Origin of the sequence: Vibrio sp. Vb1755 (genome assembly GCF_033338635.1) — a bacterium.
In the GTDB taxonomy this organism is placed as follows: domain Bacteria; phylum Pseudomonadota; class Gammaproteobacteria; order Enterobacterales; family Vibrionaceae; genus Vibrio; species Vibrio alginolyticus.
Map to the genome: position 1 here is coordinate 319,320 of NZ_JAWOTA010000001.1, position 23,375 is coordinate 342,694.

General features: G+C 43.3%; 23 protein-coding genes. 16 read left to right on the forward strand and 7 right to left on the reverse strand.

Annotation, left to right across the window (positions count from 1 at the left end):
- The first annotated feature begins 100 nt into the window (after positions 1 to 100).
- From R7E00_RS01505 to R7E00_RS01515, 3 genes are all read left to right on the forward strand, one after another.
- The gene (locus R7E00_RS01505) at positions 101 to 556 is read left to right on the forward strand and encodes an Lrp/AsnC family transcriptional regulator (RefSeq protein WP_005373615.1); all 456 of its coding nucleotides are present in this window, start codon (positions 101 to 103) and stop codon (positions 554 to 556) included.
- A gap of 40 nt (positions 557 to 596) precedes the next feature.
- On the forward strand, positions 597 to 1,511 hold the full coding sequence (locus R7E00_RS01510; RefSeq protein ID WP_042522676.1) for a LysR family transcriptional regulator: 915 nt from the start codon (positions 597 to 599) through the stop codon (positions 1,509 to 1,511).
- A 109-nt stretch (positions 1,512 to 1,620) separates the two neighbouring features.
- Positions 1,621 to 2,235, forward strand: coding sequence for a LysE family translocator (locus tag R7E00_RS01515; protein WP_005373611.1), 615 nt, complete (start codon positions 1,621 to 1,623; stop codon positions 2,233 to 2,235).
- Between the two features lie 142 nt (positions 2,236 to 2,377).
- On the opposite strand, the gene R7E00_RS01520 is transcribed toward R7E00_RS01515, so the two are convergent.
- Both R7E00_RS01520 and R7E00_RS01525 read right to left on the reverse strand, forming a co-directional pair.
- Positions 2,378 to 2,599, reverse strand: coding sequence for a hypothetical protein (locus tag R7E00_RS01520; RefSeq protein ID WP_005373607.1), 222 nt, complete (start codon positions 2,597 to 2,599; stop codon positions 2,378 to 2,380).
- Positions 2,600 to 2,839: 240 nt separating this feature from the next.
- The gene (locus R7E00_RS01525; RefSeq protein WP_005373606.1) at positions 2,840 to 4,273 is read right to left on the reverse strand and encodes a glyceraldehyde-3-phosphate dehydrogenase; all 1,434 of its coding nucleotides are present in this window, start codon (positions 4,271 to 4,273) and stop codon (positions 2,840 to 2,842) included.
- A 615-nt stretch (positions 4,274 to 4,888) separates the two neighbouring features.
- Between R7E00_RS01525 and R7E00_RS01530 the strand changes: the two genes are divergently transcribed.
- The gene (locus R7E00_RS01530) at positions 4,889 to 7,525 is read left to right on the forward strand and encodes an ATP-binding protein (protein WP_262606152.1); all 2,637 of its coding nucleotides are present in this window, start codon (positions 4,889 to 4,891) and stop codon (positions 7,523 to 7,525) included.
- Between the two features lie 68 nt (positions 7,526 to 7,593).
- Here the strand turns inward: R7E00_RS01530 and R7E00_RS01535 are convergent, their stop codons facing one another.
- Together R7E00_RS01535 and R7E00_RS01540 are read right to left on the reverse strand one after the other, a co-directional pair.
- On the reverse strand, positions 7,594 to 8,937 hold the full coding sequence (locus tag R7E00_RS01535; RefSeq protein ID WP_054576122.1) for an MATE family efflux transporter: 1,344 nt from the start codon (positions 8,935 to 8,937) through the stop codon (positions 7,594 to 7,596).
- 121 nt (positions 8,938 to 9,058) lie between these two features.
- Entirely contained in the window at positions 9,059 to 9,373 is a 315-nt protein-coding gene (locus tag R7E00_RS01540) for a DUF496 family protein (protein WP_005373603.1), read from the reverse strand.
- A gap of 241 nt (positions 9,374 to 9,614) precedes the next feature.
- Between R7E00_RS01540 and R7E00_RS01545 the strand changes: the two genes are divergently transcribed.
- From R7E00_RS01545 to R7E00_RS01580, 8 genes are all read left to right on the forward strand, one after another.
- Positions 9,615 to 9,818 carry a hypothetical protein gene (locus R7E00_RS01545; protein ID WP_253819668.1) on the forward strand — a complete coding sequence of 68 codons (204 nt, stop codon included), beginning with the start codon at positions 9,615 to 9,617 and terminating at the stop codon, positions 9,816 to 9,818.
- Between the two features lie 165 nt (positions 9,819 to 9,983).
- Complete coding sequence (locus R7E00_RS01550; protein WP_005373594.1) at positions 9,984 to 10,634, forward strand: YceH family protein; 651 nt, start codon at positions 9,984 to 9,986, stop codon at positions 10,632 to 10,634.
- A complete protein-coding gene (locus R7E00_RS01555) occupies positions 10,631 to 10,948 on the forward strand; it encodes a GIY-YIG nuclease family protein (RefSeq protein WP_053304534.1) in 318 nt (105 codons plus the stop codon). The genes R7E00_RS01550 and R7E00_RS01555 overlap by 4 nt, the downstream gene beginning before the upstream one ends.
- A gap of 330 nt (positions 10,949 to 11,278) precedes the next feature.
- Positions 11,279 to 12,376, forward strand: a complete 1,098-nt coding sequence (locus tag R7E00_RS01560; protein WP_005385634.1) for an autoinducer 2-binding periplasmic protein LuxP — start codon at positions 11,279 to 11,281, stop codon at positions 12,374 to 12,376.
- Positions 12,376 to 14,952 carry a quorum-sensing autoinducer 2 sensor kinase/phosphatase LuxQ gene (gene luxQ / locus R7E00_RS01565; protein ID WP_017635176.1) on the forward strand — a complete coding sequence of 859 codons (2,577 nt, stop codon included), beginning with the start codon at positions 12,376 to 12,378 and terminating at the stop codon, positions 14,950 to 14,952. Before R7E00_RS01560 ends, luxQ begins: the two co-directional genes overlap by 1 nt.
- 295 nt (positions 14,953 to 15,247) lie before the next feature.
- On the forward strand, positions 15,248 to 15,703 hold the full coding sequence (gene slyA / locus R7E00_RS01570) for a transcriptional regulator SlyA (RefSeq protein ID WP_017635177.1): 456 nt from the start codon (positions 15,248 to 15,250) through the stop codon (positions 15,701 to 15,703).
- A 35-nt stretch (positions 15,704 to 15,738) separates the two neighbouring features.
- Complete coding sequence (locus tag R7E00_RS01575; protein ID WP_017635178.1) at positions 15,739 to 16,797, forward strand: HlyD family secretion protein; 1,059 nt, start codon at positions 15,739 to 15,741, stop codon at positions 16,795 to 16,797.
- Positions 16,798 to 16,809: 12 nt separating this feature from the next.
- Complete coding sequence (locus tag R7E00_RS01580) at positions 16,810 to 17,847, forward strand: DUF2955 domain-containing protein (protein WP_017635179.1); 1,038 nt, start codon at positions 16,810 to 16,812, stop codon at positions 17,845 to 17,847.
- 2 nt (positions 17,848 to 17,849) lie between these two features.
- Here R7E00_RS01580 and R7E00_RS01585 read toward each other — a convergent pair whose 3' ends face one another.
- Both R7E00_RS01585 and R7E00_RS01590 read right to left on the reverse strand, forming a co-directional pair.
- Positions 17,850 to 18,512, reverse strand: a complete 663-nt coding sequence (locus R7E00_RS01585; RefSeq protein ID WP_005373585.1) for a flagellar brake protein — start codon at positions 18,510 to 18,512, stop codon at positions 17,850 to 17,852.
- A 94-nt stretch (positions 18,513 to 18,606) separates the two neighbouring features.
- On the reverse strand, positions 18,607 to 19,533 hold the full coding sequence (locus R7E00_RS01590; RefSeq protein WP_054729663.1) for a DMT family transporter: 927 nt from the start codon (positions 19,531 to 19,533) through the stop codon (positions 18,607 to 18,609).
- 148 nt (positions 19,534 to 19,681) lie between these two features.
- On the opposite strand from R7E00_RS01590, the gene R7E00_RS01595 reads away from it, so the two are divergent.
- A complete protein-coding gene (locus tag R7E00_RS01595; RefSeq protein WP_005373581.1) occupies positions 19,682 to 20,137 on the forward strand; it encodes an Lrp/AsnC family transcriptional regulator in 456 nt (151 codons plus the stop codon).
- Positions 20,138 to 20,142: 5 nt separating this feature from the next.
- On the forward strand, positions 20,143 to 20,766 hold the full coding sequence (locus tag R7E00_RS01600) for a class I SAM-dependent methyltransferase (RefSeq protein WP_213986360.1): 624 nt from the start codon (positions 20,143 to 20,145) through the stop codon (positions 20,764 to 20,766).
- A gap of 526 nt (positions 20,767 to 21,292) precedes the next feature.
- Here the strand turns inward: R7E00_RS01600 and R7E00_RS01610 are convergent.
- Positions 21,293 to 21,841, reverse strand: a complete 549-nt coding sequence (locus R7E00_RS01610) for an ATPase (protein WP_213986361.1) — start codon at positions 21,839 to 21,841, stop codon at positions 21,293 to 21,295.
- Positions 21,842 to 21,944: 103 nt separating this feature from the next.
- Here R7E00_RS01610 and R7E00_RS01615 point away from each other — a divergent pair, with 103 nt between their 5' ends.
- Together R7E00_RS01615 and R7E00_RS01620 are read left to right on the forward strand one after the other, a co-directional pair.
- Complete coding sequence (locus R7E00_RS01615) at positions 21,945 to 22,613, forward strand: SH3 domain-containing protein (protein ID WP_005385650.1); 669 nt, start codon at positions 21,945 to 21,947, stop codon at positions 22,611 to 22,613.
- A 168-nt stretch (positions 22,614 to 22,781) separates the two neighbouring features.
- A complete protein-coding gene (locus R7E00_RS01620) occupies positions 22,782 to 23,261 on the forward strand; it encodes a hypothetical protein (RefSeq protein ID WP_213986362.1) in 480 nt (159 codons plus the stop codon).
- The last annotated feature ends 114 nt before the right edge of the window (positions 23,262 to 23,375 follow it).

Here is a 23,375-nt window from a genome sequence, read left to right on the forward strand (position 1 = left end):
CAATATGACGGTTGTTTTAAATAATTCCAACAAAATGTTGGTTTCTTATGCAGTTAGAATCGGTATAGAATGAGAAAAATAAGGAAAGCTTGGTAACGGTATGGACAAGTTTGATCATAAGATTGTGGATCTGCTCAGGCACAACGCTCGGCTGTCGGTGACTGAAATTGCGGATAAAGTAAACCTTTCTCGTTCTGCGGTAACGGCCCGTATTCGCAAGCTAGAGCATGACAAAGTGATTCTAGGGTATCACGCTGAAATTGCGCCTTCGGGTGGGGATTCGATTTGCGCCTATTTTGCCTTAAAGTTCGATAAATCAACCTCTACGTATTATTGCGAATCATACGCGGACGAATTATACAAAATTGATGGCGTAAAATGGTGTCATGCGATCAGCGGTGAGACGGACATGATGGTTTTTGTCGAAGTGCCTACTATGGCTCGCTTGAATGAAATCAGAGATCAAATTCAACGATATCCAGAGCTTCGAAACCTGATGACTCATACCGTCTTAGCTGAATTCTTTAACACGACTGGGAACCTGTTTGTGAAGTGACCATGAATGGATGCCATGTTGAAAACCCTTCTGAGCGAATATGTTAAACAACATTAATTTGAATCTACTTAGATCCTTGCATGTACTTTTAGAGGAGTGTCATGTCAGCCGGACCGCAGAACGTTTGCACATTACGCAGTCTGCCGTCAGTCGACAGCTTGCACAATTGCGCGATCTGTGTGGTGACCCACTGCTTATTCGTCAAGGTAATCAACTGATACCAACGCCACGAGCAATAGCGTTAAAATCAAAGCTTGATGCATTACTGGCTGAGTTTGACCATTTACTCGATGACCAACCTTTTGAGCCGCGGCAGTGGCAAGGTGAGCTTGTTATTGCTTCTAGTGACTACGTGGCGCAATACGTATTGCCCGATATTGCCTCTCACTTGGGTGAACAAGCGCCACAGTTAGATATGGCGTACCGACTGTGGCAACCCAACTTTCTTGATAAACTTCATGAGACGGGCATCCATATCGCGTCTTCTATGTATCCAGAAAAACCACAGAGTGTGTCGAGCGTTAAAATTGGTGAGGATTCATCAGTTTGTTTGATGAAATCTTCTCATCCGTTAGCAAAGCAGGACCAGATCAGTATTGAAGACTTGATTTCATATTCACACATTAAAGTGACTGGCGGCGGAGACAAAGATTCCTACACTGATTTAGCATTGAAAGAGCTAGGGCACACCCGCCACGTTACCTTTAAGGTTCCATTCTTCTCTGCTGCGATCAATCGCTTAGTTGCAAGTGAGCACCTGATGGTGGCTCCTGAACATATTGCCGTTAACCTCGCTAAACATTGGGACGTAACCCATAAAGCATTACCACTCGAAACACCTATTCATCAATATTGGTTAATGTGGCACCCCAAATACGACACGGATCCTGCGCATAAATGGGTGCGAGAAGAGATTCGCTCAGTAATGCAAATCTCTGAGTATTCCATTCGCTAATACGTACACCGTTTAGCTATGACTTGAAGTCATGATTAGTATGAATAACTTTGATTTCTAATTATACCTCTTCCGTTGATAGAGTGAGCTTCAAAGAGGGGAGATTCTTATGACACTAACAGTTTGGTTATCACTTTTTACCGTGTGTTTATTAGGGGCTATGTCACCAGGTCCCAGCTTAGCTATTGTCGCTAAGCACTCGTTGGCTGGTGGACGTATCAATGGATTAGCTACGGCTTGGGCTCATGCGTTTGGCATTGGTATATATGCGTTTATTACCTTGATTGGGCTCGCTGTTGTTTTGCAGCAAAGCCCGATGCTGTTCAAGACGATTAGCCTTGTGGGTGCGGCATATCTTGCGTATTTAGGGTTTAATGCTTTGCGTTCAAAAGGTGGTGTGGCTGCGAAGTTGGAGTCAGGTGAGGAAACAACGGTAATCCAGTCTGCGCGAGAAGGCTTTTTTATCTCGATTTTAAGTCCCAAAATTGCTTTGTTTTTTATCGCATTATTCAGTCAGTTTGTCGCGCTCGGTAATGATTTGAGTAATCAGATGATCATTGTTGCCACGCCGTTTGTTGTGGATGGGCTTTGGTACACCTTTATTACCCTAGTGCTATCGAGCTCTAAAGTCGTTGACAGAATTCGCTCTAAGGCAGTGTTGATTGATCGTTTGTCAGGGGTAGTACTCATGCTGCTGGCTCTTAGAGTGGTCGTAACGGTATAGACAAGCTCGCAAGACAGAAATACTAAAAGCAGCCCGTGTGGCTGCTTTTCAAAAAAGCACCCTGCCATTTTAAGGACAGGGTGAAAGCAAGAAGTTTCTCAGGAGCGGTCGGGGGAGAGAAACTCATCTAAATCTTATTTACTTACCGGCGAACCTCTTCAAATTCACCTTCAATCGCATCTGCTTTACCTGTATTAAACTCATACTCTTCGTGCATTTCTCTCTGCATTTTCTTGACGCGCTTTTCAATACGTTTACCGGTAATTAATGCTGCGATGGTCAACGGAATCGCAATGATCAAGCTAAATACTAACGTAAAAAAGCCGGTAATCAGTGCTAGTGCAGTTACAATAATCCGATTCATAATCATGACCTCTCTGTAATTTATGTGCTCAGATTAATGCTGTGAACATGAACAAAACATGAATGCTGACGTTCACTTTGTCCGGAGAGTGTCAAATGAATGAAACGAAAAAACGCCTGAGGGTGATCAGGCGTATAAACGGGGAAAAATATTAGTAATGCGCATGGCGCTTATTATTTAGAACAAATATGAGATATTGTCCGCTACGCTATGTGGTTAACGTTGTGGAGCAAAGTTCACCTATCGAGGGAATGTTTGGTAACGAACACCCATCATTTGTTCCATACAGTGCACAACTTGGCAGCTGTAACCGAATTCGTTGTCGTACCAGATGTAAAGTACACAACGCTTGTCTTGTGCGATAGTCGCTTGACCATCTACGACGCCTGCATGACGAGAACCAACTAAGTCAGTTGATACAATTTCTGTTGAATCGGTGTAGTCAATCTGTGCCGAAAGCTCAGAGTTCAACGCCATTTCACGCAAGTAATCGTTCAGTGAATCACGGTCTACGTCTTCACCTAAGTTTAGATTAGCGACTGCCATAGAAACGTTTGGTGTCGGTACGCGAATCGCGTTGCCTGTTAGCTTGCCTGCAAGCTCTGGCAATGCTTTAGCAACTGCTTTTGCCGCACCTGTTGAAGTCAGAACCATGTTTAGTGAAGCACTACGTCCGCGACGGTCACCAGAGTGGAAGTTGTCGATCAAATTTTGGTCGTTTGTGTATGAGTGCACGGTTTCAATATGGCCAGAAAGAACACCATATTTATCGTTCAGAGCCTTAAGGACTGGCGTGATTGCATTTGTTGTACAGCTTGCCGCAGAGATGATGGTGTCATCTTCTTTAATTACCGACTCATTTACACCGAATACAACGTTTTTGATGTCACCTTTACCTGGTGCTGTTAGCAGTACTTTCTCTGCGCCTTGACACGCTAAGTGTTGGCTCAGGCCTTCAGAATCACGCCAAACACCTGTGTTATCAACAACTAGCGCGTTATTGATACCGAAAGCTGAATAGTCTACTTCGCTTGGGTTATTTGCGTAGATAATTTGGATGTAGTTGCCGTTAACGATCAGTGCTTTACGCTCTTCATCGATAACAATACTACCGTTGAACTGGCCGTGAACTGAGTCACGACGCAGCAGGCTAGCACGCTTCTCCAAATCGCCTTTTTTACCGCCACGAACCACAATCGCACGTAGTCTTAGTGGGTAACCTGGACCACTTTTCTCAATGAGAAGGCGAGTAAGTAGTCGACCAATGCGACCGAACCCGTAAAGAACCACATCACGCGCTTTCAGTGAAGAATCTGCGTCGCGAGCGCCATCAAGTGCAGTGATAAGGAAATCGTTTAGAGAGCTTGTATCGTCATGTTCATTCCAGTACATAGTTGCCAATTGGCCAACATCGACACGGCATGAAGAAATGCTCATTTCACAAAGCGCTTGAATAATAGGCATCGTGTGCTCAAGCGAAAGTGGGTTACCGGTATAACGTCTTGCAACGCGATGAGTTTTGAGAATGTCTATAGTAGTAGCATTAATAAGCGTTTTACCAAACAGAACCACTTCGATTCCTTTTTGACGATATAGCTTACCAATTAGAGGGGAAATAGATTCAGCAATCGTTTGGCTAGTTTGCCAGTCTTGGAGATATTTCTCTGGACTCATTGTTGTATTAGACCTTTCACGTTTTGGGGGCTAACCATACTCTCTGCTGTTGCCTCTTCGGCAGCGTGCAAGAGTGTGGTGGGTTATGTAATCGGGTTGTAATAGTTATGTGTGCGGATTCTAAGGTCGGAGTCCTTATTCTGCTAGGAAAATTAAATCCAGTGTAAAACACTACTTAAGGGGACGTTAGTGGTGGATTAATGTGACTAAAGCAGTGGTTTTCACGTATTGACATTTAGAAAGTAACTTACTTTTTTTGCGATGATAACGTTTGCTTTCAAATTAGTTTTGTTGACAAAAATGGATATTTTGCATTTTTGTGTGATTTGACTCGATAAGGCAACTCAATAGGTAAACATACAATAGATGATTTCCTGAAAAGTGATGCGACTCTTATTTGTGAGTGAAACTTTATTGTTTGCATCCAACTTTAAAATCAAAAAATATGACTTGAATCACAATTGCCACTTCATTAGCCGATGATAAAACACTCACAATAACCATAATCTAGGTAGGTGAATGTTGTTTGAAAGTAACAATGTCGTATATGCCTTTCAATGCAGGAAACTAGTCTAATATTAAATAAACGGATGAAATCAACCATTAGGCTGATGGATGTTGAGATTATCAATAAAAACACGCTTAGCACTCCTCGCACTATTACCCGCTGTGGTAATAGTGGTGTTTGCAGTTCAGCAGTTTTCTGATAATGCGTTGCGCGTGAGCCGTCTCAATCAAACGGTTAGCAATATTCAAGGTTTCCAATTGATATCCAAGGCCTCCCACTTTATTTACTCCATAGAGAAAGTACGCCGACAGCCTGATCTTCAAGTCTCTGCAGCCATTAATATTGAAGAACAAGGTGAAGTTATTTCTTCTTTGCATCAAAAGTTTGTGAGTAACCCTAATACTGCTGAGTATGCTGATGAACTGAAAGAAGCCATGCTGGGGGTATTGTCAGGTAGATTGAGTGAGATGGACGACCTGGGTGATTGGGCATTTCAACAGCTCCAAAATATGTCGCGCTCTTTGTTGCAAAATCATCAATGGTATGGCAGTGACGACGGCATTCGCATGCAAAATTTTATTGCCTACCTTGCTCAGCTCTCTTTTTGGACACAGAAAGAAGCTTGGCTGACGAACCGTTTAGTCCAAGACCCTGAGAGTCGGCTAAGTCAAAGTATGTTTTATCAGGCGATTGACCGACAGCAGCAAAATTTGGATGCGTTTTTAAACTTAGGTGGGTCATACGAGCAAGTGGATAAATTGCTTGGCTTGTTTACTTCGCCGAGATATCAGAGAAACTTGGCGTCTCGCGGACAATTAATGTCAGGAGACATGTCACAAAGTGACTACGCCGCATATTTAAAAGAACTCGATTTTCGTGTGCAGCGCTTACAAGTGCTCATTGATGGGTTCACCAAACAAACTGAGCAGTCGCTTCTCACGCAGGTTCATGAACAAAAGGCCAATATAGCGGTGATCAGTTTTGGCGTTGCCTTAGTGGTTATCCTGCTTTGTTGGCTCGGATTTAGTACTTGGTTCCGAGTTAACAGCAAACTCGATGCGATCATTCACACTTTAAACGCGTTGATCAACTCCGAAGAGAAGCAAACAAAAGTCAAAGTTGATGGAAGTGATGAACTGACCATTTTTGCTCAGCAAGTGAATCGAGTGGTTGAAGAAATGCAGAGACAAACTGAAGAAATACTGCATGCAAAAGAGTCAGCAGTATCGGCTAATCGTGCAAAATCTGTGTTTCTTGCCAACATGTCACATGAAATACGCACGCCCCTTAACGGGATCATGGGCATGACAGAAATACTCTCTCAAAGTGAGTTGTCTTCGCATCAACAAGAAGTTGTTGATGACATTGACTCCTCATCTCAAACACTGCTTACTTTACTTAACGATATATTGGATCTCTCTAAAATCGAGTCTGGACGATTGGAGCTGTCACTAGTAGAAGCGGATATCCGAGAAGTCGTGTATCAGTCGATGATTTTATTCCAATCCAAAGCAACATCTAAACAGCTAAAGTTAGGTATTAATTTAGCTGAAAATATCCCCATTCGCGTGATGGTCGATGATCATCGTGTCAAACAGGTCGTTACGAATCTGGTATCGAATGCGGTTAAGTTTACCGAAAGTGGGCATGTATGCGTTGATGTTAGTTATGAGGAGTTACTTGAGAAAGAACGTGGAGTGCTGAAGTTTAAAGTAGAAGATACCGGAATAGGCATTGATCAAGATAAGTTAACCACGATTTTTGAACCCTTTACTCAGGAAGATGAAGGAGTGTCGAGGCAATTTGGCGGTACAGGGTTGGGTTTGGCAATTTGTTGTCAGCTTGTGTCGATGATGGGGGGCAAGCTCGTAGCAACATCTACAAAAGGAGTGGGCACATGCTTTGAATTCTCGATTGAGGTTGAAGCAATTCCGGTGTTTGGCTGGCGTTCGGAGGTGATTAATAAAGGGCTTTTGATCTGCTCAAATTACGACTACGCCGACCAAGTATTAAAAGAGTGTCGCTTAGCGAAAATCAACCTCTTTGGTGTTAATAATGTGAATGAAGTGCAAGCGATAAATGATGACTTTGATGTCATATTTCTGTGCCACAGTAACGACGCTAATACCGATGAAATCTTGGATAATCTATCATTTAATTACGATCTTCGCCGTGTGATTATTTGCCAGCATCATTTATCCACTCCCTACGAAAATGCAGAAAAAGTACATGCCGTACTCACATTACCTTTCCTTGGCAATCGATTTAAGCATGTCATTGATGATTTAGCTAAGGTTGAAAAGACTATATCAAGTGACAATGTCACCAATAATGTTGTCAGCTCTGAATATCGAGTGTCGCGCTCTCATCGGAGGATCTTAATTGCGGAGGATAATTTGATGAACCAGAAAATAGCGAGTTTTTTTCTGGATAAAGCAGGTTATGACTATTTGATAACAAGCAACGGTCAAGAAGCGTTAGAAGCCATCACAAAGGGAGAAGAATTCGATGCAATTTTAATGGACTGCATGATGCCCGTGATGGATGGACTGACCGCGACGAAAGAAATTCGTCGTTGGGAAAAGAAAGCAGGACGCGAAAAAACGATGATTATCGCACTCACTGCGAGTGTTTTGGAAGAAGACATCCACAACTGTTTTGCGGCAGGCATGGATGCTTATTTACCTAAGCCGTATAAATCGAACCAGTTATTTGAGCTCTTTAGTGAATTAAAACTCGCCTAGCTAACATTTCAACTTAGACAAGGTGTCAAAACGATAAAGCCCCACTTCAGGGGCTTAGTTCTGATTATTCATTGTTGTGCGTTGGCTTGACCGCCTGCGAGTTTGCGTATGGTTTGGCGATAGGTTAGGTATGCGGAAACACCAGCTAACAGGTTGCCGATACAAGCGCCTAAGAGTAAACCTCGGATTCCATCCATTTGAGCGCCAACCCACAAGCACGGTAGGAAAAAGACAAACAAGCGCAGCGCTGAAATGGTGAGTGCGGTGTAAGATTTGCCTAATGCATTACAAAGAGAAACCATTAGCATACAAACCCCTAATGAACCCAAACTGATCGGCACTATCAGTAAATGCATTTCCAAGACTTGCTCCACTTGCACATCACTTGTCATCAATAATGCGAGTGGGTTTGCGACGGCAAATGTAATGGCAGCAATCAAAAGTTGGAAACCTAGAATGAATTTTACGGCAATGCTGACGAGCCTTTGGATATCTTCATAGTTCTTTGCTCCAAGTAAGCGTCCAACCATTGGAGGCATAGACATTGTCAGCGCCAAGACCGAAACGATAGCAAAGAACTCATAGCGTGAACCAAGCGCCCAAGCGGCGACTGCTGCGGTTCCAAAGCTTGCCAATAATTTTGTTGCTAGCATGGAAGACAACGGTGGCAGCAGTTGGCTAATCATCGCAGGGCCCATAATGTTACCGATAGATGCAACACTTTTGGCTACGTTAAGATCTTGCCATTGTGTCGTTGCCCAGTGATTCTTCTTCACGCGAGGAGCTACGACTAAAATACCAAACCCAAAAGCGACGATGGTTGCTATTGCCGCTCCGTTAATACCCAAGTCAAACGTGAAAATAAATAGCGGATCGAGTACAAGGTTCACGCCGCTGGTTATCATCATCATTGTGCCAGGTAACATTGTATTGCCATTAGCTCGGCAGATACTGTAGTAAAAATACAAAACCGCACCAGTCCATGAGCTTAATAACCACCAAGGCCAGTAACTGTCGATTATCGGCATAACAGATTCTGGAGCGCTTAATAGAGCTAAAATGGGGTAGCGCAAAAGCCAAATTAGCCCGCCAAAAATAGCGACACCAATTGAGCCGATCATCAATACCAATCCGCCAAGTTGTTTGGCATACCGACTTTCATTCGCCCCAAGAGCTTTAGAAATGACCGCTGTCGTTGCGATCCCTAGACCGACTTGAATGCCGATAATGACCATTTGCAAAGGCAGAGTGAAACCTTGAGCGGCTAACGGTAAAACGCCGAGCTGACCGATAAACGCGCTATCCACAAGCTGAAAGCTCATTAAAGACAGAACGCCAAAAAGCATTGGCCAGGTCATTGTAAATAATTGTTTTGCAAGCGTTGGTTGTGTACTTGTCGTAGTTGAAGACATAGAAAGCTGAATGCGTTAGGAATAAGAGTTAGATTGATTGTACACGGCGGTTAGTTTAGAGACAAAAATAAACCCCGAGGAAGATATTCTTGCTCGGGGTTCGAAAATCTAGCTTACGCGTTTATTTTTTGCCGCTAGTTTGCTTGTCTTCTTCAGTCAGCTCACGAATGCGACGGCTGATGTCACGACGTGCTTTAGAGATCTCAGCGCTTTTAATGATGTGGTCATCAACACGATCTTCATAGTCTGCTTTCATATTTTTGATGATTGCGACGATTTCATCGTGAGTCATTTCTGGTTTGATGTAGTCTAGAAGGTTTTCTAGAAGATCAACACGTTTACGGTTATCACGAACTTTCTTCTCGTTATCAAGAAGCTCACGTTTTAGTTTGTTTTTACGACGAGCTTGGTTAACGATTTCAAATACGCTACTCATAGTTCTCTTTCCTAATTTTATGAATATCTTCCTCGATTAAAGCACAACATCCAGTGGCATAACAGTCTTTAGATCAATAGCAATGCAGAGTTGAACATTTCTCAACCAATTGCGCTGTGTCCATATAATCGTGCTGCTTTCTTCGAGTTTTGGCCAACATCGTAGAATCCATCGATTCATTGTCATAACGTGGCCTTCACTATATTATCAACACCATTGAATGCAAAATGATGAACTTGATATGGACTCTGGTAACACTGCGGAGCAAGTAAATAGTCAAGATAATGAGCAAGTCACTCGCTCTGTGGCTGAAAAGTTAAAAACGGCGTATATCAACTCACGCGAGCAACTCGAAATCATCGAAGTTGAGCTTAATCGTTCAAAAATAATGATGGTCGACCAAGATGGCAATTTGACGAGAGTGCCGATTCTCTCGGAGCATTGATACCTGACCCTATTCGTAAGGGGTGTCAGGTCTTACGCTATGCTTTAGCCTGACACCAACACCTGAACCGCTAACGCTTCTTGCACTGCTGTGTGAATTTATGGCGTATGATTTCGAAGCGATTTAGGTACAAAGTCAAATGCAAAAATAATAAGGAAATGCATTATGAAAGTTGAGCTAACGGCAATTGAAGCACGAGTTATTGGTTGCTTGATCGAAAAAGAAGTCACTACCCCAGATCTTTACCCCCTCAGCCTAAACGCATTAACCAACGCGTGTAATCAAAAAAGCAACCGTGATCCCGTGATGTCACTCTCAGAGTCAGACGTACTCGATGCCGTTGATGCTCTTATTGAGCGCAGGCTCGTCAGTGACGAAAGTGCGTTCAACAGCCGCGTCAGCAAGTATCAACACCGTTTCTGTAATACGGAATTTGGTGATTTAAAGCTGACAGAGCAGGAGAAGGGCATTGTATGCTGTATGCTTTTGCGCGGTGCTCAAACACCTGGGGAAATTCGTACTCGTACTAATCGTCTCGCGACATTTCATGATGTAAAAGAAGTGGAAACGGTCCTTGAGCATTTAGCAAGCGAAGAGAAAGGACCATTAGTGGTCAAATTACCACGTGAGGCTGGTAAGCGGGAGTCGCGTTATATGCATTTGTTCTGTGGTGATGTTGATGCGTCCGAACTTGCAGCGCCTGTGTCTGCTGCAAGCTCGAGCTCCGATCGAGTAAGCCAGCTAGAGCTCGAAGTCGCTCAGCTGAAAGAAGAGCTGGATGAATTAAAAGCTAAGGTTGAGTCACTGCTTTCATGATGGAAAATACAACGCAGCGTTGGAGTGTCTACCTGATACGAAATAACCGCAACGCGTTGTATTGTGGTGTTACCAATGATGTTGAACGAAGATTCAATCAGCACCAAACCGGAAAAGGAGCGAAAGCTTTGAAGGGAAAAGGCCCTTTGGTATTGGAATGGTCATCGGATTTTGAGTCAAAGACGCTTGCCATGCGAGCAGAGTACTATATTAAGCAACTAACTAAAGCGAAAAAAGAGCTGCTCGTTATGTCAAAAGCAAATATTGTCGTCGACGAACATCAACAAATGATGTTAGAGATAGTGGCACTCTGATAAGCCCTTGCTACGCAAAGATACACGGAAACCGCCTATGTCACATTGGCGGTTTCTTTTTGTTTTTGGAGTACCATGTAGGAATAAACTGACGCATAATGGGCTGGTGTTCTGTTTACAGGTCCTGAGTATGAAAAGCGCGAAATGTCTCTACGTCATCGAGACAAAGGAAGCGACTCAATGTACTTTATTTGCATCCACTCAGACCAAGAACCAATTTACTATTGAAACAGGCACTAAGAGGAAGGTAGATTACAAGAGTATAGGATGACTCGGCTAGGTAATGAATAGAGCTGAATTAGGCTCATAAAAAAGCTAAAAGAGCAGTAGATGAAAAAAGCGTTAGTATTCTCCCTGATTTCAATGGCCGCTTTTGCGCCGAATGTGCAGGCCACCCAAGTTCTTAATGGGTATTGGGCATATCAAGAGTTTTTAGACCAGTTTCCACAACAGAAGCAGTTAACTAGTGCGTTGGCTGAAGTGGTAAGAGAAACCCCTGTACCCGTAGCAAAAGACAAAAAGCGTCCACTGAAAATTTCTGTTGTTTATCCAGGGCAGCAGATCTCTGATTATTGGATTCGAAACATCGATGCGTTTGAAAAACGCCTAGATAAGCTTGATATCGACTATCAACTAAATCAAGTGTTTACTCGTCCTAATGCAGATATAAAGCAGCAAAGTTTGTCTTTAATGGAGGCGCTGAAAAGCAACTCCGATTACTTGATCTTTACTCTAGATACCACAAGACATCGTAAGTTTGTTGAGCATGTCTTAGATTCAAAGAAAACCAAGTTAATTTTACAAAATATCACCACACCTGTTAGGGATTGGGAACATCATCAGCCGTTTCTTTATGTTGGTTTCGACCACGCAGAAGGAAGTCGTGAATTGGCCGTTGAGTTTGGCAAGCGTTTCCCTAAACATAGCCACTATAGTGTTCTCTACTTCTCAGAGGGCTACATTAGTGACATCAGAGGCAACACTTTTATCAACCAAGTGAACCGCGATAATCAATTTGAACTACAATCTGCTTACTACACCAAAGCAACAAAGCAATCTGGGTATGAAGCTGCAAAAGCCAGTTTGGAGAAGTATCCGGACGTTGACTTCATTTACGCGTGTTCTACCGATGTAGCATTAGGTGCTGTTGACGCTCTTAAAGAGTTAGGTCGTGATGATGTCATGATCAATGGTTGGGGCGGCGGTTCAGCAGAGTTAGAGGCGCTTTCTAAAGGGGAGTTAGACGTTACCGTTATGCGTATGAACGATGATACAGGTATTGCAATGGCTGAGGCCATTAAGTGGGATTTAGAAGGAAAGCCAGTTCCCACCGTTTACTCTGGTGATTTTGAAGTCGTTACCAAATCGGACTCTCCAGAAAGAATTGAAGCATTAAGAAAACGTGCATTTAGATACTCAGATAATTGATGACAACTACATCAAAAACAAGAAAGCGTCGCTCACTGTCGACGCTTATTACCAAAATAATTATTCTCGTACTTGCTCCGATCATTCTAGGCATCTTTGTTCAGAGTTATTACTTCTCGAAGCAGATTATTTGGCAGGAAGTCGACCGAACCAAGCAGCAGACCTCTGCCCTGATCCTGAACATTTTTGATAGCCATTTTGCAGCGATTCAGATTCATCACAACAGCAATTCGAAAAGTGATGTTGTATTGGATTTTTATACAGAACGTGATGAAGAGGCACTCAATTACTTTTTCATGAGTATTGACCAGAGTGATCCTTCCCATACACCGGAGTTTCGTTTCCTAACCGATCATCAAGGTATTATTTGGGACGATGGCAACGCGCATTTCTATGGCATCAACAACCTGATACTTAGCCGACTTGCCAGTCAAGTGACCTTTAGCAACAACTGGTATTATCTACCCTCACAGACCCCGATGGGAACTCGCCATCTGTTACTTCGTCGCGTACCCGTTTTACAACCTAAAACCGGTGAAGTGATGGGGTACTCTTACAATGTTGTTGTTTTAGATAATAACTTTGGGTTGATGGAAAGGCTAAAAAATGAAGGCAACGTCGACAATGTTGTGTTGGTCGCTAACAACACACCATTGGCAAGCTCATTAGTAGGAGATGAGGCTTATCAAATATTTGACGTACTCAAACGACGAGAGTCCCAGCACAAGCTTGACCAATTATTGATCATCAAAACCCCTATTGAGGTAAATGCCGCCGAGACTGACTTGTGCTTGCTTACTGTGCAAGACAATCAGAGCGTGGTGACATTGCAAATCCAACACCTGCTAGCAATGCTAGCCTCAGTTATCGGTATGGTCATGATTGCGCTAATGACTAAAGAATGGATCGAGAATCGAGTAGTTGAAGAGTTAGGATCCCTGATGGCATATACCCGCTCGGCTCGTGAAGAAAAAGGATTTGAGCGTTTTGAGGGGTCAGATATTGAGGAATTCGATCATATTGGTTCGACACTAGAAAACACTTTTGAAGAGCTTGAAGCACAAAAGCGCTCTTTCCGCGACCTGTTTAACTTTGCGTTATCACCTATTATGGTGTGGTCTGAATCGGGTGTGCTTGTCCAAATCAATCCGGCAGCACGCAAAGAGTTAGTCATGGAAAACGATGTTGAAACCATGCACCCAGTGTTCAAAGGTTTCAAAGAAAAGTTGATGCCACACCTTCGCATGGCGGCTCAGGGAGCTACGTTGACAGGCGTTAATGTGCCAATTGGAGATAAAGTATATCGCTGGAACTTATCGCCGATTCGAGTTGATGGAGATATTAGCGGTATTATTGTTCAAGGTCAGGATATTACCACGCTAATTGAGGCGGAAAAACAGAGTAACTTGGCGCGCAAAGAAGCAGAGAAATCTGCTCAAGCCCGTGCCGACTTTCTGGCTAAAATGAGCCATGAGATCCGAACGCCAATCAATGGAATTTTAGGGGTTGCTCAATTGCTAAAAGACTCTGTGGAAACAGAAGAGCAGAATAACCAAATTGACGTACTTCGACATAGTGGTGAGCACTTACTTGCTGTTTTGAATGATATTTTGGACTTTTCGAAGATTGAGCAGGGTAAGTTTAATATCCAAAAGCACCCGTTTTCTTTCACTGATACAATTCGAACGTTAGAAAACATTTATCGTCCTATTTGTGAAAGTAAAGGCGTCAACCTTGTCATTGAAAACAAAATAGATCCCAATGTTGAAATCTTTACTGACCAAGTTCGTCTGAACCAAATTTTATTCAACCTAGTCAGTAACTCAGTAAAGTTTACGCCCTCGGGTAGCGTGCGCTTGCATGCTGAACTTGAGCAGTTCTATGGCGCTGACAATAGCGTGCTGGTCGTGGAAATTACGGATACAGGTATCGGCATCGAGTCTGACAAACTCGACCAAATGTTCGAACCTTTTGTTCAAGAAGAAGCAACAACGACTCGAGAATACGGCGGCAGTGGCTTAGGGCTGACCATTGTGAAGAGCCTCGTCGACATGCTGGAAGGTGATGTTCAAGTCCGCAGTCAGAAAGGCTTAGGAACGACTTTTGTCATTACAATGCCAGTGAAAGATCGTGAGCGAGTACTCACCCCTCTTGATTCGAGTTTGCGAGTTAAGCCAGGTGAACTATTTGCAGAGAGTCTCAAAGTGTTGTTGGTAGAGGATAACCATACTAACGCATTCATTCTAAAAGCGTTTTGTAACAAGTACAAAATGCAGGTTGATTGGGCGAAAGATGGGTTAGAAGCAATGGAATTCTTAAAAGATCATACTTACGATTTGATACTGATGGACAACCAACTTCCGCATCTTGGTGGAATTGAAACGACCAAAGAGATCCGACAAAAGCTAAAACTAGGCACGCCAATTTATGCGTGTACTGCTGACACCGCGAAAGAAACCAGTGACGCCTTTATGGAATCGGGTGCGAATTACGTGCTTCTCAAGCCGATTAAAGAAAATGCGCTCCATGAAGCATTTGTGGATTTTAAGCAGCGGTTCTTAGTTGAGCGAACATAAGGAATTGGCTCACTACGAGATAACCCAATTATTCATTATCTGAAAAGCACAACACCATGACAGTGGGTTGTGCTTTTTTGTATCTGACCCTTTTACTCTTATACAAATCAGACTTTATTGGTCTCGACGTTTGTTGTGTACATCGCTGCATTTCAAGTTCAAACATAGTGTTGTGTTACTTAGATTTCTGCCCCTTCACTGACACACCCAACGTGATTTCAATCACAAAAAGATATTTACTTAGCGTGCTAACTATTTTATATTACTTAGCACGCTAAGTAATTGAGTAGATCTTATGATTCAAGACATCAACAGTTTGCGAGACCTTTCTCTGGCTGAAAAATTATCTCGTGTTGCTCGTTTGTGGAAAATGGTTGCAGATCGCGAGTTAGAGCCTTTAAACCTAACGTATCCGCGTTGGACTGCGTTATGGAAGCTTTATCGAATGGGTGACAACATCAGTCAGAAGCATTTGGCTGAAGCGCTTGAGATCGAGTTAGCGTCGTTGATGCGAACATTAAAATTATTAGAAGAGCAATCTCTGATCGTTCGCCATTGCTGTGAACACGATAAGCGAGCACGTATTGTTAGCCTCACAGAAGAGGGGAAAACCCTACTAAAGCAAATGGAGGCTCGAATTCTTCAAGTTCGAAGCAAGCTCCTAACGGACATCAACGACCAGGAACTTCAGCAGCTTTCATTGATTCTTGATCAGATTGCTCACAATGCGCTTGATTCACTTAGCGAATAAGTCAGAAAACCGAATAAAAAGAGAAGTAAACGCCTATGACTCCAGATCAAAAATTCGCACGTTGGATCAAATATTCTTGCGTCGCGTTTGTCCTTGTCTTTGCCTATTTTCTAGTTGCAGATCTCGCCATGCCGTTGACGCCTCAGGCAATGGCAACGCGTGTGGTAACTAAAGTGGCCCCCCGTGTGAGTGGGCAGATTACGCATCTTTATGTTGCCAACAACCAAGAAATAAGCCAAGGCGATCTACTATTTCAGATTGATCCCCAGCCTTATCAGCTCGCCGTAGAAAAGGCTCAACTTAACCTTGAGCGTGTGATTCAAAACAACGAACAACTTGATGCTTCTATTGCTGCGGCAAAAGCAGACGTTGAAGCGAGCAAAATCGTGGCGGAACAAAAAGTTCGCGAAGCAAAACGTCTTAATACTCTGTTTCACCGTAATGGTACTTCGCAACAGCAGCGCGATGACGCACAGAGCAGTGCAACGGCAGCTAAAGCGAACTTACTGGCCGCACGTGCTCGTTTAAAAGAGTTGGAAGTAAACCGCGGTGATTTAGGCGCAACGAATGTGAATATCCGCGTGGCGCAAAACCAGCTAAAACAAGCGGAACTTAATCTGTCTTACACTCAAGTCTCGGCGGAACATGATGGCGTTGTCGCTAACTTGCAGCTGGAGACGGGGGCCTATGCGGCAGCTGGTACACCTCTTGTCGCTTTAGTCTCCGATGACGTGGATATCATTGCCGACTTTCGTGAAAAGAGTTTACGACACTTTAATCAGAACAGCCGTGCGTTAGTGGCTTTTGATAGCTTACCTGGTGATGTATTTGAAGCTCGTATTACGAGTGTGGATGCCGGGGTCAGCTCGGGTCAATTCGATGCGGATGGTCGCTTAGCAACACCAACTGACTCAAACCGTTGGGTGAGAGACGCGCAGCGCTTACGTTTACATTTAGCTATCGATGAACCTCAGCAGCGCGCATTTCCAGCAGGGGCACGAGCAACCGTGCAGTTGTTGCCAGAAAACTCATTATCTGGTTGGTTAGCGAGGTGCCAGATCCAATTCTTGAGTCTTCTTCATTATATTTATTAACGAGGAGGCGATATGAAGTTATGGGACCACCCCATGTCGGAAAACGACTTCCGTCAGTGTTTGCGCATTGCAACTGGTGCGACCATTGGTTTCACTTTATGTAAAGTATTTGGTTGGAACTATGGCGTATTCTTTACTGTAACCCCGATGCTGTTACTTGGAATGGTGCCAGTCATGAGTCTACATGCCGCACGACAACTGATTTTTTCAGCGGTTGTGTGTGGATTAGAAGTTGGTGTGCTTGGTGGGTTATTTGGTGGGCACCCAGGCATGATGACAATCATTGCATTCGGGTTGTTCCTGTATAAATTCGCCTGTATGTCAAAAGGGAGCTTATTCTTATTTGGAGCGAACAGCGTACTGAGCTTAAGCATCATGCTGCACTTTGCGAGTTATCCAACCACTGACTTAAATGACCTAATCTTTAGCAATCTGCAAGCGAATGTTATTTCAGTGATCGTTGCTTATGTGGTGACATTTTTGATTCCCGATGCGGAACCTCGTCAGCCACCAGCGAAACCGTCGCAGCCTAAACAGAGTCATCGCATGCGTCATGAAGCCCTTATGGGGGCGAGTATCGCTACAATGTCTTTCCTTGTATTCCAGCTATTTGACCTCAGTGACTCTATGTCTGCTCAGGCGACAACCTTACTTTTATTGTTTCCTATGCATTGGAACGGTGCTTTAGGGTATGCGCGAAAAAGAGCAATGGGGACCTTGATGGGGGTGACCTTTGGTATTGTAGGACAACTTGTATTATACGATTGGTCGGATACCTTATTGTTTATCGTTCCATTGCTTTGGATTGGGGCTATGATGTTCAGTTATATGCACGTGAAAGAGTCTAGCGGTTCGGGAGCCGGATTTGGCGGCTTAACCACGTTAGGTATTCTTTTCGGCCAATACCTTACTCCGGATGGTGACTTAATGTTCAGTGCGCTGTATCGCGTGAGCAGTATTTTGTTTGCTATTGTTGCGACGCTGCTTGTGACCTATACGGTTCACAGAATACTCAACAGCTTTGAGGCGACGCGCTTTAGCGAGCAGTAAGTTCAGACGTTACTGGTTAGAAAGGATTGCTCCAGTAACTCTGTTTTTAGTTCGTGAGTCATCTCAATGGAACTAGCAAACTTAATTCCAACTACCCATCCCTTCACCAATTTCTTAATGTTGGCAATGACACATCGATTTTCTTCTCCGATATAGTGGCTTAACGGGCATTCGATGGTAACACTCTCACCCACGTTGAATTCGGGCTCAATCAAGGTTGATATACCAACACCTGCTAGAGAGAAATCGATAAGGCTACCGTCGTAGACATTCCCTGCATGAATAACGTTACAGTCCATTTGCAACTTGTAACGCTCATGTTCCCGAACTGGTTTGGTTGCAAATGTTCCTGGAATGCGGATAAACAAAAGGGGGGATGGTCGAACGGTCGTCGTCAGCACGCTGGACTTAAACGCAATGACATGGCCTAACTCCGTATCTGATACACCACGCACGATGACATCGGCGTTGGGGAGTTTTCTCATCACTTGCTCTTCAAGCAAACGCATTGGTATATCAAGAATCAAATAAGCATTTTCTTTCATCCCAAGATAGGTGGTGGAATACGTATATTGATCCTTAGGCCCAAATTCGAAATTAGTAGAAAGTTTCATTCCCGGTTTGAGAAACCTATGCAGTTCATCTTTAGTATGAGTGGCTGGCATCACATTGGCGTTTTAATTTTTAGTTAAGCTGAGGCTATCAAAACGCCATTTTGTTATTCAAGATAGTAAGGCATAAGTTTTTGTAAAATCATCGCTATCTGTGAAGTGGTGGGCGATAAGTTTGGTTCATTCCACCTTTCATAAAGATTTGGCTTGCCACAATACTGCCGCATGTGACCAACATCAGCGCTAACCAAGTGAGAGAATCTGGTTGTTCACCAAAAATTGGAACGGCAAGAAGTGTCGCGACGACTGGAGTTAATGAACCAAAAGCAGCGCTGGCTTCGGCACCGATGATCCTAATTGCATAAATGAAAGTGAAAGAAGCGATTAAACCTGCGCCAACACCTTGTAGCATCGCGTGGCCAAATAACTCCTCCCATGGCCACTGGCTGAACGGTGTTACCACCAAATAACTGTCTACCCACCCGAAACCAACGGCGATGATGAGCAGAGCCAAAGACGCGATTGCAACGAATCCTGCACAGACGTGTGCATTAAGATTGGCGACACGAGCGCTGATGGTGAAAGCAGCCCACATGATGCTGCCAGTTAGAAACAGGATATGCCCTTGCAACTGAGACCAGTTGTACTCTGCGCCGCTATTCGAAAGAAGAAAAACAAAAATGCCTAACAACACCGTAGAAAGCCCGATTAAGCGGTGAGCACTCAGCGACTGTTGATAACAAAGTACCGCGATAGCAGAAACAAACAATGGCAAAGTGCCAGGTACTAATGCACTGCCGTGCGCCACGGGAGCGAAATGCATAGCCGTTCCGACGACCAGAAGATAGGGAAGGCCGCTTCCAACCACAACACTAACCAGGTAGCGTTTAGGCACGACGCGCAGCGACTGTTTATGCTTAATCACAAATGGTAATAAAATTATACTTGGGATTAGAAAGCGAACTAACGCGATATCGGCTGGCTGCAAGGCAGAAATTGCGCCCCCTTTTAAAGAAATAAAGAAACCAGACCAAAGCAGTAAGGTCGTTAATATAGCTGCGTATCCCAAGATCATTATCGAAATGTCCATTTGTAAATGATGTGTTAATTGTTGAATAAAACTCTTGCCAAAGGGAGGCAAAGTTTGACGTAATTAGGCTTGATGTTGGTGATAAATTGCGTATAAATGTTAATTATTAGTGATTAAAGGCACGGAAGAATAAATGGATAAAATTGACAGGCAACTTATCAACCTAATGCAGAAGGATGCCACTTTGACAACTGCAGAACTTGCTGACCAAGTAGGGCTATCGGCATCACCTTGTGCAAGGCGCATTAAGCGTTTGGAGCAGGAAGGTGTAATTAGTGGTTATCGAGCTATTGTGTCCAGAGACACCGTAGGCATCGCGATGACTGTATTTGTTGAAGTGAGTTTAAATAACCACCAAGCTTCTTCGATTGATGAGTTTGAACATGCCGTTGTTGAGATGGATGAAGTGATCTCATGCCATGTCGTATCAGGGGCCTATGATTACCTGTTAGAGGTGGTCAGTAAAGATCTCGCTGGTTATGAAACATTTACTAGAAAGTTACAGCGATTAGAAAATGTGAAAGATATTCATACCCACCTGGCGATTAGACAAGTGAAAGGAAATGGCAGTTTGCCGATTTATGCATAAGAAAGATGAAATTTTTCGATAGACTTAAGATTGCCCACTATCATCGAAAGCGATATAGACAGTTTGGTAAAGACAGAGCCCGAACTCTGGGATGGGCAGATAAGCATAGTCAGATCAGCCGTTTTGAGGCGTTGTGCCGAGGGTTAACGTTAGACGGTTCAAGTATTTTAGATATTGGGTGCGGCTACGGAGACTTGTTAGCGTTTATCGAACTTATGGGGGGGCTTCCTCAAAGCTATATTGGCATTGATCAGCAAAAACAGTTTATCTCTGAAGCCAGAAAACGAGATTTTCGTACGCAAAGTAAGTTTATATGTGGCGACTTTTCAACGTTGGTATTGCCTCGTTGCGACTTTGTTTTTGCTTCCGGATCATTGAACTATCAATCCACCAACCCAAATCACACCATTGAAATGATTGAGAAAATGTACCGAGCGACAGAGAAAGGTTGTGTGTTTAACTTGTTGGATGAATCCAAACTACCCAGCATGAAAATGTTAGCGTCGCACAATAAAGAAGGTGTCTTTCGCTATTGTCGGTTGCTGTGTCCGAATACACGATTGATTGAGGGGTACTCCGAGCACGACTTTACGATTGCCATGATCAAAAAAGCGGAGTCCGTTTCCTGACTCCGCCTTATAAATTCTTAAGCCTTATTAGTTTTTGTATTGTGAGATTTCACAGTTACCTGTGTATCTATCAACCTTGAATGAGAAAGCGGCTGAATGGTATTCCCTCCCATCACTCCATATTGTTTCTCCGAAGATTTTACACAGATCCAAATCACTGATTGAACCGAACTCTTTTACGTGCCTAACTACTGACAAAAACTTGGCTTTGGTAGCATTAGGACATTCCCTGTTACTTAATCGATTGATAACCATGTTTGTAGCATCATCTCCAGCCAAATGTGACTTTTTATTAAATTTTATTAATGGCTAAACTAACCAAAAAATGTCCATAAGTAAAGCATTAATGTGACGTATGTCTCTATAAATTGATTGTCTTGGTCATGGTTTAGTCAAGTTTGTCAAAGGGAACAATCCCATTATTTACATTTGATATCATTCACGACTAAGGAAAGATAAAAAGCACGAATAACGTCCAATATTGGAGTGAAAAACCAACATCGTCTATTCAAAACTGGCTCTGTTTTTACTTCGAAACATCTTGAGCGTATTGAAGCGCTCGAGCTTCTTTATCATAGACTTGTGACAGAGTTTGATATTGTGAAGAGAGGCGCTTGTAATCTTCAGCAAGTTCCAAAGCGTTGGTGTTATACCATTCCGCAGTTATTTGATTGGCTGTTTTGTTTGACTCGCGGCACTTCTGGGCCAGTATCTCCCACCCATTTGCTGACCATTGGGATTGTGTGCTCAATTTAAGCAGCTGATTCGCTTTAGTTGTGAGCTCTTCTTTGTATTGAATCGATGCTTTTAATTGCGCTTTGAACACATTTTGGTTCGACTTGGCACGCCAAAGTCGCACGAGCTCATGCAGTGAAAAGGTTTCGGACAATAACTGACGCTGTTTATGTTCGGTCAAAAGTGTATTGAATACCTCAACATGCTGATTGTAATTGGACTCTAAACGATTGAATTGGGTAAGATTGTCATTCCACGACGATGGGTTACATTGAATATTGGCGTGCCCCGTTATCGGGAACAGAAGAAATAGTAGTATCCAATTGAGTCTGTTGATCATTATTGCTCGCGTTAGTTGACCTGCTCTTTTGAGTATATACCCAAATTTCTACGACATGCGTGCTGCTGGTGGGATAAGAATAAAGAATGAAAAGGAAAAGGGCATGAAGAAAATTCTCGTCGCATTGATTGTCATGCTGTTGCTCGGCGGAGCGGGGGCTGGATACTATTTCTTCTTTATGCAGAAAGATGAACCTGAAGCACCAAAGGCTACACAAGTCGAGCAATCGTCACTGCAAAAAGAAACATCCAAACCGATTCTGGATTTAGAAGCCGTTCCCCCGGAAGTTACCGAGTACTACGTTATTGAGCGTCGTGTCAATGTTTACAACAAGCCTAACCCTAATGCTTTAGTTGTCGATACGCTCTATAAGGGAGAAAAAGTATCGGTGTTAGAAAAAGTAGATGGGTGGTACCGAATCTCCGGCTATCTTGTCTATGAAGAGGGTGGAGAAGAAAAAGCCGAATGGTTGAATGCTGAAGGGTTATCGGATGCAGAGCCAGTTATTAAAGAGCAAGAGCGCTTAGAGATATTGGATGAATACCTACAGAAGTCGGATGATTTAAAAGTTCACTTGGATATTTTCCGTAAGAAAACACAGCAATTGTTAGACGATGAAACCTGTGATCCGAGTGATTTTGAGGAGCTCGGAGGCTGGGTTCGTTCTGTGACGTTCAAAAAGCGCAACGTTTACTTCATCTATTGTGGCGGTTTGGAGCAAGAGAACAAGATCTACTTAGATGTTGATAAGGGCGATATTTTTTATCGATAACTCACCACCAATTACACTAGTTTTCTAAAGACGTTTTGATAAATGCAATAACGATGCAAACCTGAAATCAGAGATTTATAACTTTTTAGTTGTGAACCATAATCAATAGGAATACTATCAACGAGTCAAGTGACCTAACTTGGCTCTTTGTGTTTTTAGTGAGTTCCTATGCCTTGGATTTACCTTAGAAAGTTGATTTTGCTGCTATTTGCAATGGTATTGCTACCAGTGCATGTATCTGCTGCGCAAATCGACCACAAGGCTCACGTACCGCACTTTTCTAAGCTACAACCTTTTGTAGCCGTAAGTGTATCGCCAAACTCTTCCGTCGATTTTTCTGAAGTTTCAGAAGAAAGCTCTCAATCTCCAGTATCTGAAGGCCATGCAAGTCTCGATTCCGTTGCTTTGTTTAACTCTCAGCGCTGGACGTCTTACTTACGGGAAGGGTTTGATGACGAGCACGTAGATTTTGTCGGCGATCTCACTACTCCGTTTTACGCTGATGCGGGTTACGCATACAGCTTGATGGACATTAACTGGCGTCACAACCAGTCCACATTTTATCATTTCACAAGCGATCATCGCATTTCTGGTTGGAAAGAGACCAATGCCATGTACGTCGCACTCAATAGTCAGTTTTCTGCCTAAACACCATCTATTTGCACCATTGTGCACTCTTAGCACGACGATTGTATTCGACAGGACGTGAGCGTTCTGAGCATTTCATACCCTGAATTTATTCTGGGAGCATCTGTCGTGTGT

What these genes read in the sequence shown, in the direction of transcription:
- R7E00_RS01505 (WP_005373615.1), top strand. Translation starts at nt 101, where the DNA reads ATGGACAAGTTTGATCATAAGATTGTGGATCTGCTCAGGCACAACGCT.
- R7E00_RS01515 (WP_005373611.1), top strand. Translation starts at nt 1,621, where the DNA reads ATGACACTAACAGTTTGGTTATCACTTTTTACCGTGTGTTTATTAGGG.
- R7E00_RS01545 (WP_253819668.1), top strand. Translation starts at nt 9,615, where the DNA reads ATGGACTCTGGTAACACTGCGGAGCAAGTAAATAGTCAAGATAATGAG.
- slyA (WP_017635177.1), top strand. Translation starts at nt 15,248, where the DNA reads ATGATTCAAGACATCAACAGTTTGCGAGACCTTTCTCTGGCTGAAAAA.
- R7E00_RS01580 (WP_017635179.1), top strand. Translation starts at nt 16,810, where the DNA reads ATGAAGTTATGGGACCACCCCATGTCGGAAAACGACTTCCGTCAGTGT.
- R7E00_RS01530 (WP_262606152.1), top strand. Translation starts at nt 4,889, where the DNA reads ATGTTGAGATTATCAATAAAAACACGCTTAGCACTCCTCGCACTATTA.
- R7E00_RS01550 (WP_005373594.1), top strand. Translation starts at nt 9,984, where the DNA reads ATGAAAGTTGAGCTAACGGCAATTGAAGCACGAGTTATTGGTTGCTTG.
- R7E00_RS01520 (WP_005373607.1), bottom strand. Translation starts at nt 2,599, where the DNA reads ATGAATCGGATTATTGTAACTGCACTAGCACTGATTACCGGCTTTTTT.
- R7E00_RS01540 (WP_005373603.1), bottom strand. Translation starts at nt 9,373, where the DNA reads ATGAGTAGCGTATTTGAAATCGTTAACCAAGCTCGTCGTAAAAACAAA.
- R7E00_RS01575 (WP_017635178.1), top strand. Translation starts at nt 15,739, where the DNA reads ATGACTCCAGATCAAAAATTCGCACGTTGGATCAAATATTCTTGCGTC.
- R7E00_RS01600 (WP_213986360.1), top strand. Translation starts at nt 20,143, where the DNA reads ATGAAATTTTTCGATAGACTTAAGATTGCCCACTATCATCGAAAGCGA.
- R7E00_RS01560 (WP_005385634.1), top strand. Translation starts at nt 11,279, where the DNA reads ATGAAAAAAGCGTTAGTATTCTCCCTGATTTCAATGGCCGCTTTTGCG.
- R7E00_RS01555 (WP_053304534.1), top strand. Translation starts at nt 10,631, where the DNA reads ATGATGGAAAATACAACGCAGCGTTGGAGTGTCTACCTGATACGAAAT.
- R7E00_RS01535 (WP_054576122.1), bottom strand. Translation starts at nt 8,937, where the DNA reads ATGTCTTCAACTACGACAAGTACACAACCAACGCTTGCAAAACAATTA.
- R7E00_RS01610 (WP_213986361.1), bottom strand. Translation starts at nt 21,841, where the DNA reads ATGATCAACAGACTCAATTGGATACTACTATTTCTTCTGTTCCCGATA.
- R7E00_RS01510 (WP_042522676.1), top strand. Translation starts at nt 597, where the DNA reads ATGTTAAACAACATTAATTTGAATCTACTTAGATCCTTGCATGTACTT.
- R7E00_RS01525 (WP_005373606.1), bottom strand. Translation starts at nt 4,273, where the DNA reads ATGAGTCCAGAGAAATATCTCCAAGACTGGCAAACTAGCCAAACGATT.
- R7E00_RS01585 (WP_005373585.1), bottom strand. Translation starts at nt 18,512, where the DNA reads ATGCCAGCCACTCATACTAAAGATGAACTGCATAGGTTTCTCAAACCG.
- R7E00_RS01590 (WP_054729663.1), bottom strand. Translation starts at nt 19,533, where the DNA reads ATGATCTTGGGATACGCAGCTATATTAACGACCTTACTGCTTTGGTCT.
- R7E00_RS01615 (WP_005385650.1), top strand. Translation starts at nt 21,945, where the DNA reads ATGAAGAAAATTCTCGTCGCATTGATTGTCATGCTGTTGCTCGGCGGA.
- R7E00_RS01595 (WP_005373581.1), top strand. Translation starts at nt 19,682, where the DNA reads ATGGATAAAATTGACAGGCAACTTATCAACCTAATGCAGAAGGATGCC.
- R7E00_RS01620 (WP_213986362.1), top strand. Translation starts at nt 22,782, where the DNA reads ATGCCTTGGATTTACCTTAGAAAGTTGATTTTGCTGCTATTTGCAATG.
- luxQ (WP_017635176.1), top strand. Translation starts at nt 12,376, where the DNA reads ATGACAACTACATCAAAAACAAGAAAGCGTCGCTCACTGTCGACGCTT.